10 protein-coding genes and 1 tRNA gene are annotated in these 11883 nt (G+C 66.0%); 9 read left to right on the top strand and 2 right to left on the bottom strand.

What is annotated here, in order from left to right:
• The first annotated feature begins 340 nt into the window (after positions 1 to 340).
• The 3 genes from KVT39_RS06025 (at position 341) to KVT39_RS06015 (ending at position 4880) form a co-directional block, all read left to right on the top strand.
• Positions 341 to 2650 (top strand): DNA translocase FtsK, encoded by a 2310-nt coding sequence (locus KVT39_RS06025; protein ID WP_217588142.1) that lies wholly within the window; start codon positions 341 to 343, stop codon positions 2648 to 2650.
• A 46-nt stretch (positions 2651 to 2696) separates the two neighbouring features.
• The gene (lolA, locus tag KVT39_RS06020) at positions 2697 to 3386 is read left to right on the top strand and encodes an outer membrane lipoprotein chaperone LolA (protein WP_034182965.1); all 690 of its coding nucleotides are present in this window, start codon (positions 2697 to 2699) and stop codon (positions 3384 to 3386) included.
• Positions 3387 to 3569: 183 nt separating this feature from the next.
• On the top strand, positions 3570 to 4880 hold the full coding sequence (locus tag KVT39_RS06015) for a replication-associated recombination protein A (protein WP_034182966.1): 1311 nt from the start codon (positions 3570 to 3572) through the stop codon (positions 4878 to 4880).
• A gap of 39 nt (positions 4881 to 4919) precedes the next feature.
• Here KVT39_RS06015 and KVT39_RS06010 read toward each other — a convergent pair whose 3' ends face one another.
• Complete coding sequence (locus KVT39_RS06010; RefSeq protein ID WP_034182967.1) at positions 4920 to 5189, bottom strand: DUF2164 domain-containing protein; 270 nt, start codon at positions 5187 to 5189, stop codon at positions 4920 to 4922.
• 247 nt (positions 5190 to 5436) lie between these two features.
• Between KVT39_RS06010 and serS the strand changes: the two genes are divergently transcribed.
• On the top strand, positions 5437 to 6738 hold the full coding sequence (serS, locus tag KVT39_RS06005) for a serine--tRNA ligase (protein ID WP_217588141.1): 1302 nt from the start codon (positions 5437 to 5439) through the stop codon (positions 6736 to 6738).
• 116 nt (positions 6739 to 6854) lie between these two features.
• Positions 6855 to 6945 (top strand) — tRNA-Ser (locus KVT39_RS06000).
• Between the two features lie 413 nt (positions 6946 to 7358).
• Here KVT39_RS06000 and KVT39_RS05995 read toward each other — a convergent pair.
• Positions 7359 to 8519: an alkane 1-monooxygenase gene (locus KVT39_RS05995; protein WP_217588139.1), complete on the bottom strand. Its 1161-nt coding sequence runs from the start codon at positions 8517 to 8519 to the stop codon at positions 7359 to 7361.
• Between the two features lie 516 nt (positions 8520 to 9035).
• On the opposite strand from KVT39_RS05995, the gene KVT39_RS05990 reads away from it, so the two are divergent.
• The 4 genes from KVT39_RS05990 (at position 9036) to minE (ending at position 11772) form a co-directional block, all read left to right on the top strand.
• The gene (locus KVT39_RS05990; RefSeq protein ID WP_254640356.1) at positions 9036 to 9698 is read left to right on the top strand and encodes a GNAT family N-acetyltransferase; all 663 of its coding nucleotides are present in this window, start codon (positions 9036 to 9038) and stop codon (positions 9696 to 9698) included.
• Positions 9699 to 9856: 158 nt separating this feature from the next.
• Positions 9857 to 10630: a septum site-determining protein MinC gene (gene minC, locus KVT39_RS05985; protein ID WP_105391859.1), complete on the top strand. Its 774-nt coding sequence runs from the start codon at positions 9857 to 9859 to the stop codon at positions 10628 to 10630.
• A gap of 59 nt (positions 10631 to 10689) precedes the next feature.
• Entirely contained in the window at positions 10690 to 11505 is an 816-nt protein-coding gene (gene minD / locus KVT39_RS05980; RefSeq protein ID WP_034182973.1) for a septum site-determining protein MinD, read from the top strand.
• Positions 11506 to 11517: 12 nt separating this feature from the next.
• The gene (gene minE, locus KVT39_RS05975; RefSeq protein WP_006476634.1) at positions 11518 to 11772 is read left to right on the top strand and encodes a cell division topological specificity factor MinE; all 255 of its coding nucleotides are present in this window, start codon (positions 11518 to 11520) and stop codon (positions 11770 to 11772) included.
• Positions 11773 to 11883: the final 111 nt, after the last annotated feature.

Below are 11883 nucleotides of genomic sequence, written 5' to 3'. Positions count from 1 at the left end.
TGACCGGGATGCCGTCATAGATGGGTATCAGTCGCGCATTATAAAGGCCCCGTTGCTGCGTTGCCGAACGAGAGTTTCAATCGTGCCGATAGCGTTTCGCGGCGAGCCTCCCGCGCCGGTGCGGGAGGCCGGGCGGCTGTCCGGCATGCGGCGGTGCGCTGCCGCAGGTCCGGTCAAGGGAGCGGTCGTCCGGCCGGCTTGCGGTCGCCGGCGGCGCCCGGTTCGGCACCCCGTCCCCGTTATGTAACCGTCATTTACACTTGGCGGCCCGGTGCAGCGTTTACAATAAGCGCGATCGAACGACAGGCGGGCGCACGGCTCGTCCTCTTTATACGGATTCATGGCAAAAGCTCCTTATTCCGCCCAGGCACAGGCGTTGCCGCACCGGATGTCGAAGCTCCTCACGGAGATCCGCTGGATTCTCCAGGTCGCGCTCTGCGCATTTCTGGTGATGGCCCTGCTGAGCTACAGCCGGCGCGATCCGAGCTGGACGCACGCCGCGCAGGTGGACCACATCTCGAACTGGGCCGGCCGCGTCGGCGCGTGGACGGCCGACATCATCCTGCTGCTGTTCGGCCTGTCGGCCTACTGGCTGATCGTGCCGCTCGGGCGGCGCATCGCCGTCAACTACCGCCGCATCACGCGCCACGAGGCGATTCCCGACGAACCCGAGCGGCCGATCGGCTGGCTCACCGAGATCTTCGCGTTCGTGCTCGTCGTGCTGGCGTGCGACGGCATCGAGGCGCTGCGCATGTGGTCGCTGAAGGTGCAGTTGCCGCGTGCGCCGGGCGGCGTCGTCGGCGAGGCCGTCGCCGGTGCGATGTCGCATGCGTTCGGCTTCACGGGCGGCACGCTGCTGCTGCTGATCGCGCTCGCGATCGGCCTGTCGCTGTATTTCCGCTTCTCGTGGCTGTCGGTCGCCGAGCGCGTCGGCGGCGCGATCCTGTCCGCCGTCAACGTCGCGAAGCTGCGCCGCGAGGCCGAGCGCGACCGCAAGCTCGGCGAGGCCGCGGCCGTGCGCCGCGAAGGCAAGGTCGAAGAGGAGCGCGTACGCATCGAGGATCACGAGCCCGTGACGATCGTGCCGCCGGTCGTCACGCCGGCGAAGTCCGAGCGCGTCGAGCGCGAGCGTCAGGTGCCGCTGTTCACCGACCTGCCGGGCGATTCGACGCTGCCGCCGGTGTCGCTGCTCGATCCCGCGCCGAAGACGCAGGAAGCGATTTCGGCCGATACGCTCGAATTCACGTCGCGCCTGATCGAGAAGAAGCTGAAGGATTTCGGTGTCGAGGCGAGTGTGGTCGCCGCGTATCCGGGCCCGGTCGTCACGCGCTACGAGATCGAGCCGGCCACCGGCGTGAAGGGCAGCCAGATCGTCAACCTCGCGAAGGATCTCGCGCGCTCGCTGTCGCTCGTGTCGATCCGCGTCGTCGAAACGATCCCCGGCAAGAACTACATGGCGCTCGAACTGCCGAACCAGCGCCGCCAGACCGTGCACCTGTCCGAGATCATCGGCTCCGAGGTGTATGCGGCCGCATCGTCGGCGCTGACGCTGAGCCTCGGCAAGGACATCGGCGGCAAGCCCGTGTGCGCGGATCTCGCGAAGATGCCGCACCTGCTCGTCGCCGGCACGACCGGTTCGGGCAAGTCGGTCGGGATCAACGCGATGATCCTGTCGCTGCTGTACAAGGCGACCGCCGAGCAGGTGCGCCTGATCCTGATCGATCCGAAGATGCTCGAAATGAGCGTCTACGAAGGCATCCCGCACCTGCTGTGCCCGGTCGTCACCGACATGCGCCAGGCCGGCCACGCGCTGAACTGGACGGTCGCGGAGATGGAGCGCCGCTACAAGCTGATGAGCAAGCTCGGCGTGCGCAACCTCGCGGGCTACAACAACAAGATCGACGACGCGGCCAAGCGCGAGGAGAAGCTGCCGAACCCGTTCAGCCTGACGCCGGAAGATCCCGAGCCGCTTGGCCGCCTGCCGAACATCGTCGTCGTGATCGACGAGCTGGCCGACCTGATGATGGTCGTCGGCAAGAAGGTCGAGGAACTGATCGCGCGGATCGCGCAGAAGGCGCGCGCGGCCGGCATCCACCTGATCCTCGCGACGCAGCGTCCGTCCGTCGACGTGATCACGGGCCTCATCAAGGCGAACGTGCCGACGCGGATCGCATTCCAGGTGTCGTCCAAGATCGACTCGCGCACGATCCTCGATCAGATGGGCGCCGAATCGCTGCTCGGGATGGGCGACATGCTGTACCTGCCGCCGGGCAGCGGGCTGCCCGTGCGCGTGCACGGCGCGTTCGTCGGCGACGACGAGGTGCATCGCGTCGTCGAGAAGCTCAAGGAGCAGGGTGAGCCGAACTACGTCGAGGGCCTGCTCGAAGGCGGCACCGCCGACGGCGACGAGGGCTCGGCCGGCGCGGGAACCGGCGAAGGCGGCGGCGAGTCTGATCCGCTGTACGACCAGGCGGTCGAGATCGTCATCAAGAACCGCCGCGCGTCGATCTCGCTCGTGCAGCGGCATCTGCGGATCGGCTATAACCGCGCGGCACGGCTGCTCGAGCGGATGGAGCAGTCGGGGCTCGTATCGGCGATGTCGTCGAGCGGCAACCGCGAAATTCTTGTGCCGGCGCGCGACGCGGAATGAGTCCGCGGCGCCCGCAGCGCCGGCCACCCACGGAGAAAACCGCAATATGCAGCAACATTCGTTCGCAATGTCTCTTCGTTCGACGCGGCGCTGGCTCGGTGCGGCGCTCGCCGGCGCATCGCTGATGCTCGCGGCGACGCACGCGTTCGCGGGCGGCACCGAGCAACTGAAGGCCTTCGTGTCGCAGGTGCGTTCGGCGAAGGGCGACTTCACGCAACAGATCGTCAAGGCGCCGGCCAAGGGCGCGAGCGCCGTGCAGGCCGCGCCGAAGCCCACCGACAATTCGAGCGGCACGTTCGTATTCGCGCGGCCGGGCAAGTTCATCTGGACGTACCAGAAGCCGTACCAGCAGGTGCTGCAGGCCGACGGCGACAAGCTCTATGTGTACGACCGCGACCTGAACCAGGTCACCGAGCGCAAGCTGAACGGCGCGCTGGGCGCGAGCCCCGCCGCGATCCTGTTCGGCAGCAACGATCTCGACAAGAACTACACGCTGCGCGATGCCGGCGAGAAGGGCGGCATCGAATGGCTCGAGATGCTGCCGAAGGCGCAGGACACGCAGTTCCAGCGGATCGGCATCGGCTTCCGGAACGGCACGCTCGCCGCGATGGAGCTGCATGACGTGTTCGGCAACGTCACGCTGCTGACGTTTACGAACATTCAGACGAATCCGCCGCTGAAGGGCGATACGTTCAAGTTCGTCGTGCCGAAGGGCGCCGACGTGATCAACGGCTGACCGGCGCCGCGCGCCGCTTTTCCGCAACGGGCCTGCCGGCGACGGCAGGCCCGTGTCGTTTCGGGAGCTGGCCGCAGGCGCGGGCCACCGGGCACCGGGCGCGGCGGCGCCGTTGCGCGGCTGTCATAATGTCGGGTCCGGCGGCCGGTTCGGCCGCCATCGTTTGATGTGGAGCGAGGGTTCATGTCCGACCTGTTTCAAGTCGAGCCGCGCCGGCCGCTCGCCGAGGCGCTGCGGCCGAAGACGCTCGCCGAGGTGATCGGCCAGACGCATTTGCTGGGCGAAGGCAAGCCGCTGCGGCTCGCGTTCGAATCGGGCAAGCCGCATTCGATGATCCTTTGGGGGCCGCCCGGCGTCGGCAAGACGACGCTCGCGCGGCTCACCGCGCTCGCGTTCGACTGCGAGTTCATTGCGCTGTCCGCGGTTCTCGGCGGCGTGAAGGACATCCGCGAATCGATGGAGCAGGCGAAGGACACGCTGAACCGCACCGGTCGCCACACCATCCTGTTCGTCGACGAGATCCACCGCTTCAACAAGGGGCAGCAGGATGCATTGCTGCCGTTCGTCGAGTCGGGGCTTGTGACCTTCATTGGAGCTACGACCGAGAACCCGAGCTTCGAGGTCAACTCGGCCTTGCTGTCGCGTGCGCAGGTGTACGTGCTGAAGTCGCTGGACGACGACGAGATGCGCCAGTTGCTGAAGCGCGCGCAGGAAATCGCGCTCGACGGCCTCGCGTTCGACGACAAGGCGATCGATACGCTGGTCGGTTATGCGGACGGCGACGCGCGGCGCTTCCTGAACCTGCTCGAACAGGCGCAGACGGCAGCATCGTCGGCCGGCGTCGCGACGATCGACGCCGATTTCGTCAGCAGCGCGATGACGCTGAACGCGCGTCGCTTCGACAAGGGCGGCGACAACTTCTACGACCAGATCTCGGCGCTGCACAAGTCGGTGCGCGGGTCGAGCCCCGACGGCGCGCTGTACTGGTTCTGCCGGATGATCGACGGCGGCGCGGATCCGAAGTATCTCGCGCGGCGCATCGTGCGGATGGCGTGGGAAGACATCGGCCTTGCCGATCCGCGCGCGCTGCAGATGGCGAACGACGCGGCAGAGACCTACGAGCGGCTCGGCTCGCCGGAAGGCGAACTCGCGCTCGGGCAGGCGGTGATCTATCTCGCGTGCGCGGCGAAGAGCAACGCGGGCTACAACGCGTTCAACCAGGCGATGGCGTTCGTGAAGCAGGACAAGTCGCGCGAGGTGCCCGTGCATCTGCGCAACGCGCCGACCAAGCTGATGAAGGAACTCGGCTACGGCCACGCGTACCGTTACGCGCACGACGAACCGAACGCGTATGCGGCCGGCGAGACGTACCTGCCGGACGGGGTGCGCGAGCCGCACTGGTACAAGCCGGTGCCGCGCGGGCTCGAATCGAAGATCGCCGACAAGCTCGCGTGGCTGCGCGAGCTCGACCGCGAGGCCGGCAAGAAGGGTTGACGGGCGACGCGCGGCCCGGCCGGCGCCGTTCCGGATGCGTCAGCGCTTGCGGCCCGGCTGTTGTTTCTTCCAGTACTCGAACGGCTCTTCGTGGCAGTCGATGTCGAGTTCGGCGACTCGCGCGTGCAGGCGTTCCTGCGCGTCGGCGATCGCGAGGTTGTAGATCGCGGGCGCGATCTCCTCGACGAAGAAGTGCAGCAGCGCGCCAGCCTGGATGTTGCCGATCGGCTCGTCCATGTTTTCTGTGAAATAGCGTTGCAGCGACGCGATTGCGCGGTCGCGTACTTCCTTGTCCAGTTCGATGGCCATCGGGTTCCTTTGAAGGGCGGTGATGCGGAGGCGGGGGCGTCGTACGGCGCGTTGCGTGCGGCCGGTGCAGGCGGTTCGCTGTCCGCAATGGTTTGGCACAATGTGACGCCCCGGCCGCTTAGGCGAGCCGGCATGGCGATACTGCCACGACCGGCCGTTTTCGGGCATCGTCCATCAGGCCGGTGCCGTGGCGGTCGCGCGGTGCGTTAGAATTCCCGTCTCATACAACGATTTTCCAAGTCCTCCCATGCTCGACATCCAGTTGCTGCGCAAAGACCTCGACGGCGTCGCGAAGCGCCTCGCCGATCGCGGCTACACCCTCGACATCGCCGCGTTCTCCGCACTCGAAGCGGAACGCCGCGCGATCCAGACCCGCACCGAAGAGCTCCAGGCGCGCCGCAACAGCCTGTCGAAGCAGATCGGCGCGATGAAGGGGAAGGGCGAGGACACGTCGGCCGTGATGGCCGAGGTCGGCGGGATCGGCGACGAGATGAAGGCAGGAGAAGCCAAGCTCGGCGACATCCAGGCACGCCTGTCCGACCTGATGCTGGGCATGCCGAACGTCGCGCACGAAAGCGTGCCGGTCGGCAACGACGAGGCCGACAACGTCGAGGCGCGCCGCTGGGGCACGCCGCGCCAATTCGATTTCGAGGTGAAGGATCACGTCGATGTCGGCACGCCGCTCGGCCTCGATTTCGAGACGGGCGCGAAGCTCGCCGGCGCGCGCTTCACGATGCTGCGCGGCCCGATCGCGCGCCTGCACCGCGCACTCGCGCAGTTCATGATCGACACGCACACGCAGCAGCACGGCTATACCGAGACGTACACGCCGTACATCGTGAACCCGGAGATCCTCTACGGCACGGGCCAGCTGCCGAAGTTCGCGGACGACATGTTCCGGGTCGAAAAGGGTGGCGCGGAGAACACGGTCACGCAATACCTGATCTCCACGTCCGAGATCTCGCTGACGAACACCGTGCGCGAGTCGATCGTCGACGCGTCCGCGTTGCCGATCAAGCTGACCGCGCATTCCCCGTGCTTCCGCTCGGAAGCCGGTTCGTACGGCCGCGACACGCGCGGGATGATCCGCCAGCACCAGTTCGACAAGGTCGAGATGGTGCAGGTCGTCGCACCGGAAACGTCGTACGCGGCGCTCGACGAGATGGTCGGGCATGCGGAAGCGATCCTGCAGAAGCTCGGCCTGCCGTACCGCGTGATCACGCTGTGCACGGGCGATATGGGCTTCTCGGCCGCGAAGACGTTCGACCTCGAGGTGTGGCTGCCCGCGCAGAACACCTATCGCGAGATCTCGAGCTGCTCGAACACCGAGGCGTTCCAGGCGCGCCGGATGCAGGCGCGTTTCCGCAACGCGCAGGGCAAGCCCGAGCTCGTGCATACGCTGAACGGTTCGGGTCTCGCGGTTGGCCGTACGCTCGTCGCGGTGCTGGAGAACTACCAGAATGCGGACGGCTCGGTCACGGTGCCGGAAGTGCTGCGTCCGTACATGGGCGGCATGGAGCGGATCGACGCGCCTGCACGGGCGTCGTGAAATCGGCTGCCTAAGCCCTCGCAAAAAAATTTGCGGAAGGGGCTTGTCAGCTCAGAAAAGATCGTTTTATAATCTTTTCTTTCCCGGACATGACCAACCGGGAAATGCAGTAAAACGGAGAGGTGGCAGAGTGGTCGAATGTACCTGACTCGAAATCAGGCGTACGGTTTCCCCGTACCGTGGGTTCGAATCCCACCCTCTCCGCCAGAACACGAAACCCCTTGATCCGGAAGGATCAAGGGGTTTTTCGTTTTGGGGCTGCGGCGCGATGTGTCGATTGCCGTTGCAGTGGCAACGGTTTTGGCCATCGGCACATCGGACGTGCTGATGCGATGACGACGAACTGCGCGACACGAGCGTGTCGCGTCTTCGATGCAACTGCGCCGCATGGCAAGCACCGCGTCCCAATGACGAACCAGCTGTCGAAAGCCCTGACGGGCATTGCACTGCTGACTGCCGTCTCGCAGCCGTGGACATCCGCGGCACTCGTCGAGCAGGCGAACGCGCTGCGGTACGCGGTGGCCGGGTTCCGAAGGAACCGGATGCCTGCGCGGCGGCAGCGTTCAGCGGTGCGCGCCATGGCGAGCGCGTGCCGACTCCCGCCGGCCCGCCATCCGCAATCACGCCGCGGCCGGATACTGCGCGAGCACCCTGTCGCGAATCGACGGCTTGATGTTCGATTGCGCCATGTCGCGGCCGTAGTGCGCGACGACGCGCGGATTCATCACGCGATACCAGAGCGGCGGCACGTACGCGAACAGGATCATCGTCGCGTAGCCGGCCGGCAGTTGCGGCGAATCGTCGAAGTGGCGCAGCGCCTGGTACGAGCGCGTCGGATTCGCGTGATGGTCGGCATGCCGCTGCAACTGGTACAGGAACAGGTTGGTGACGACGTGATTGCTGTTCCACGAATGCTGCGGCGTGCAGCGCTCGTAGCGGCCGCTCGGCAGCTTGCGGCGGCCGAGCCCGTAGTGCTCGACGTAGTTCACGACTTCGAGCAGCGACGCGCCGTAGACAGCCTGGATCACGAGGAACGGGATCACCACTTTGCCGGCCATCGCGATTGCGATGCCCCACACGACGACGGTCATCGCCCATGCGTGCAGCACCTCGTTGCGCCAGGTCCACGGCGAATGGCCAAGCCGCTCGAGGCGTGCTTTTTCGAGCCGCCATGCCGAGCGGATGCTGCCGGTCACGGTGCGTGGCAGGAACGCCCAGAACGACTCGCCGTAGCGCGCGCTCGCCGGGTCCTCGGCCGTCGCGACGCGTACGTGGTGGCCGCGGTTGTGCTCGACGTAGAAGTGACCGTACGCGACCGGCGCGAGCGTGATCTTCGCGAGCCAGCGTTCGAAGCGGTTCGTCTTGTGCCCGAGCTCGTGCGCTGTATTGATCGAGATGCCCGTCGCGGCGCCGAGCGACAGCGCGAAGCCGACGTAGTCGTACCACGCGAGCGTGTGCGTGCCGACGATCCATACGCACATGAAGAACGCGACGTACTCGACGAGCGTCGCGAGATAGACGATGAACCGGTAATAACGCTCCCGTTCGAGGTGCGGCACGACGGCTTCGGGCGGATTGTCGCGATCGTCGCCGATCAGCGTGTCGAGGATCGGGATCACGCCGAACGCGAACAGCGGGCCGAACCACCAGAACACGTGAAAGCCCGTCGAAAGCGCGAGCTGGGCGGAGAGGATCGGCAGCGTGATCGTCAGCGCGCCGAGCAGCCACAGATATCGCTTGCCATCCGACCAGCCCGAAGCCGATCCGTCGGTCATTGCCATTGTCTCCCTCCAGTCGGCCGGCCCGGTAGGCGACCGCATGCACGGTTGTTCGAATCCTCGTTGGCCCGCGACACGCGCGGTGGCACCGGATCGTCGTCCGGTTCTGCCTGTTATACGACCCGTGCGCACGCTTTCCAAACCCCGGCGCTAGGCGCGAGGCTCCAAACGAAGGGGCGCGTGCGACGCGTGTCGGGAAGGGCCGGCGCGCGCCGATTGAAACATGCCGGGGAGGCCGGATCGGCCCGCGTGATCCGCGTGTTTATCAGATGATTGGCGCGTGTGGCGCGCGCGGGTATCGCCTCGCGGGCTCGCAACGAATGTTGCGGCGCAATAAGCGAAATGGGGCTGGTATCGGCGGGGCACCTGTTTCGGCTACATATGTTACGGAACATTACGGCCTTCGGGACGAGATGCAAAGCGCCCGAAACGCGTCTGCCGCGTATCGCAAGGCGAACGAAGCGAGGCGTCGAACGAAGAGGCCGCGGCTGCCGTCCGTCGACACGCGTCGATACGCCGATGCTGCACCTGCACACCGGTTGGTACGCGCCGCCGGCGGCGACGCCTGTCGCCTTTCGATTCGCGCCGCCGTTTGAAAATTACGATTTGACTCATGCCCCGCTTTCGGTTGAAGCTACTAGCTTGCTGTCCGAAGGGGGCTGTGCCTGCATGAGTTCGACCTTGACCGTTCGTCGTATCGTTGCCGACCAGGGCGGCGTGTATCGCGAACTCCGCGCCGCGTCGCTGCGTGAGCCCTACGCACCCGGCGAAGCGCCGGAGGCCGAATTGCTGAACGTCGAAACGGACGCCGCGTCGGCGATTGCCGCGCAACGTGCCGTGTCCGACGAGTCGACGACTTTCCTGCTGTACACCGAAGGCCATCCGGCCGGCATGATCGGCGCGTATTTCGACAACACGCCCGATCGGCGTGCGTTCGTCAGCGAGCTGTGGGTCGCGCACGCGGTGCGTCACCTGCGCGGCGGCGTGCTGCTGCTGGAAACGGCCACCGCGTGGCTCGCCGAGCGCGGCGCTCAGGAGGTCTATGCATGGATCGCCGATGCGAACCGCAACGCGATCCGTTTCTACGAGCGCGCGGGTTTCGGCAACACCGGCGAACACGCGCCGATCGCGCGGATGCCCGGCGCGATGAAGTCGCTGTTCGTGTCGCAAGTGAAGCACTGAAGTGACGCCCGCGCGGCGCGATGAAGGTCTGGTCGCCCGCTTGCCTGCCCGCCTGCCGGTTGCGCGCCTGCCAGGGCCATCGCAACCCGGTGTCCCAAAAATAATGGCCGCGCGCGTGGACGCCTGTAAAATACGCAAAAAATTTTTGCAGAGTGTCCATGTCGCTTAAAAAATCGCCATTCTTCGAGCTGCGCAGCGGATCGGTCGATACGTTGCTGTTCACCGTGAAGACGACCGATCTCGACGCGTTGCGTGCCGAACTGGTCAAGCGCTTCGAAGCGACTCCCGAGTTTTTTGCCGACGATGTCGTCGCGATCGACGTCCGCCGTCTGGCGGAGGGCGAGCGCGTCGCGCTGGCCGATATCCGCCAGATGCTGAACGACGTGCGGATGCGTCCGGTGGGCGTGGTCGCATCGGCAACGCAGGGCTGGGCGGGGGAAGCCGGCCTGCCGTTGCTCGAGGCGCGCGATCGCCGCGCGCCGAAGCCGGCCGAGGGCTCGGAAGCGTCGCCGGTCGCCGAGGCCGTCGTCGCTGCCGCCGCCGCGGCGGCGCCCGAGCAGGCGTCCGAGCCGGCGCCGGCGTCGAACCAGACGGGCGGCCAGACGCTCGTGATCGACCGGCCGTTGCGTTCGGGGCAGCAGATTTACGCGAAAGGGGACCTCGTGGTGCTCGCGCCGGTCAGTCACGGCGCGGAGATCATCGCGGAAGGCAATATCCACATCTACGCGCCGTTGCGCGGCCGCGCACTCGCGGGCGTGCACGGCAATCACGACGCGCGCATTTTCTGCACGTGTCTCGAACCGGAACTGATTTCGATCGCGGGTATCTATCGAACAACCGAGAACCCGTTGCCCGCCGAAGTACTGGGCAAGGCGGTGCAGATCCGGCTCGAAGAGGAAAAACTGATGATCGAACCGCTGCGCCTGACGTAATTCACGCGGTGCGCGCCGGATCGATCGGCTCTCATTGACGAACACAGGGTATTGGGTAAATGGCAAAAATCATCGTGGTGACCTCGGGCAAGGGCGGCGTGGGCAAGACGACGACGAGCGCGAGCTTTGCGTCCGGTATCGCGCTGCGCGGCCACAAGACGGCCGTGATCGACTTCGACGTCGGCCTGCGCAACCTCGATCTCATCATGGGCTGCGAGCGCCGCGTGGTGTACGACCTCGTGAACGTGATCCAGGGCGAAGCGAACCTGAACCAGGCGCTGATCAAGGACAAGAAGTGCGAGAACCTGTTCATCCTGCCGGCGTCGCAGACGCGCGACAAGGATGCGCTGACGCGCGACGGCGTCGAGAAGGTGCTGAACGACCTGGTCGCGATGGACTTCGAATACATCGTCTGCGATTCGCCGGCCGGCATCGAGGCCGGCGCGCTGCACGCGATGTACTTCGCGGACGAAGCGCTGATCGTCACGAACCCGGAAGTGTCGTCGGTGCGCGACTCGGACCGCATTCTCGGCATCCTGTCGTCGAAGACGAAGCGCGCGACCGAAGGCAAGGATCCGATCAAGGAACACCTGCTGATCACGCGCTACAGCCCGAAGCGCGTGAGCGAAGGCGAGATGCTGTCGCTCGAGGACATCAGCGAGATCCTGCGCATCAAGCTGATCGGCGTGGTGCCAGAGTCGGAAGCCGTGCTGCACGCGTCGAACCAGGGCCTGCCGGCCGTGCACATCGACGGCACCGACGTCGCCGAAGCGTACAAGGACGTCGTCGCGCGCTTCCTCGGCGAGGACAAGCCGCTGCGCTTCACCGATTACCAGAAGCCGGGCCTGCTGCAGCGCCTCTTCGGCAGCAAGTAACGGAGGCCGCCCATGTCCATCCTTTCGTTTCTCCTCGGCGAGAAGAAGAAGTCCGCATCGGTCGCGAAGGAGCGCCTGCAGCTCATCATCGCGCACGAACGGGTCGGCGGCCGGCCGCCGGCCGATTACCTGCCGGCGCTGCAGAAGGAGCTCGTCGCGGTCATTTCGAAGTACGTCCATATTTCGGACGATGACATCCGCGTGAGCCTCGAGCGCCAGGACGATCTCGAAGTCCTCGAAGTGAAGATCGAGATCCCGCAAGCCTGACCCTTGCCTGTCCCTCCGCACGGCGGCACTCGCCGCCGTGCGCGTCTTACGCCCTGTTGCACTTTCGGGCACGCCGTAACACGGCGAATGTCGGCCGTTCTCGGTCCTCCC

The organism is Burkholderia sp. GbtcB21, from assembly GCF_019091065.1.
In the GTDB taxonomy this organism is placed as follows: domain Bacteria; phylum Pseudomonadota; class Gammaproteobacteria; order Burkholderiales; family Burkholderiaceae; genus Burkholderia; species Burkholderia pyrrocinia_C.
Note: the sequence above shows the minus strand (reverse complement) of the source record. Positions and strands in the feature narration are given on the sequence as shown.

What these genes read in the sequence shown, in the direction of transcription:
- KVT39_RS06025 (WP_217588142.1), top strand. Translation starts at nt 341, where the DNA reads ATGGCAAAAGCTCCTTATTCCGCCCAGGCACAGGCGTTGCCGCACCGG.
- lolA (WP_034182965.1), top strand. Translation starts at nt 2,697, where the DNA reads ATGCAGCAACATTCGTTCGCAATGTCTCTTCGTTCGACGCGGCGCTGG.
- KVT39_RS06015 (WP_034182966.1), top strand. Translation starts at nt 3,570, where the DNA reads ATGTCCGACCTGTTTCAAGTCGAGCCGCGCCGGCCGCTCGCCGAGGCG.
- KVT39_RS06010 (WP_034182967.1), bottom strand. Translation starts at nt 5,189, where the DNA reads ATGGCCATCGAACTGGACAAGGAAGTACGCGACCGCGCAATCGCGTCG.
- serS (WP_217588141.1), top strand. Translation starts at nt 5,437, where the DNA reads ATGCTCGACATCCAGTTGCTGCGCAAAGACCTCGACGGCGTCGCGAAG.
- KVT39_RS05995 (WP_217588139.1), bottom strand. Translation starts at nt 8,519, where the DNA reads ATGGCAATGACCGACGGATCGGCTTCGGGCTGGTCGGATGGCAAGCGA.
- KVT39_RS05990 (WP_254640356.1), top strand. Translation starts at nt 9,036, where the DNA reads ATGCTGCACCTGCACACCGGTTGGTACGCGCCGCCGGCGGCGACGCCT.
- minC (WP_105391859.1), top strand. Translation starts at nt 9,857, where the DNA reads ATGTCGCTTAAAAAATCGCCATTCTTCGAGCTGCGCAGCGGATCGGTC.
- minD (WP_034182973.1), top strand. Translation starts at nt 10,690, where the DNA reads ATGGCAAAAATCATCGTGGTGACCTCGGGCAAGGGCGGCGTGGGCAAG.
- minE (WP_006476634.1), top strand. Translation starts at nt 11,518, where the DNA reads ATGTCCATCCTTTCGTTTCTCCTCGGCGAGAAGAAGAAGTCCGCATCG.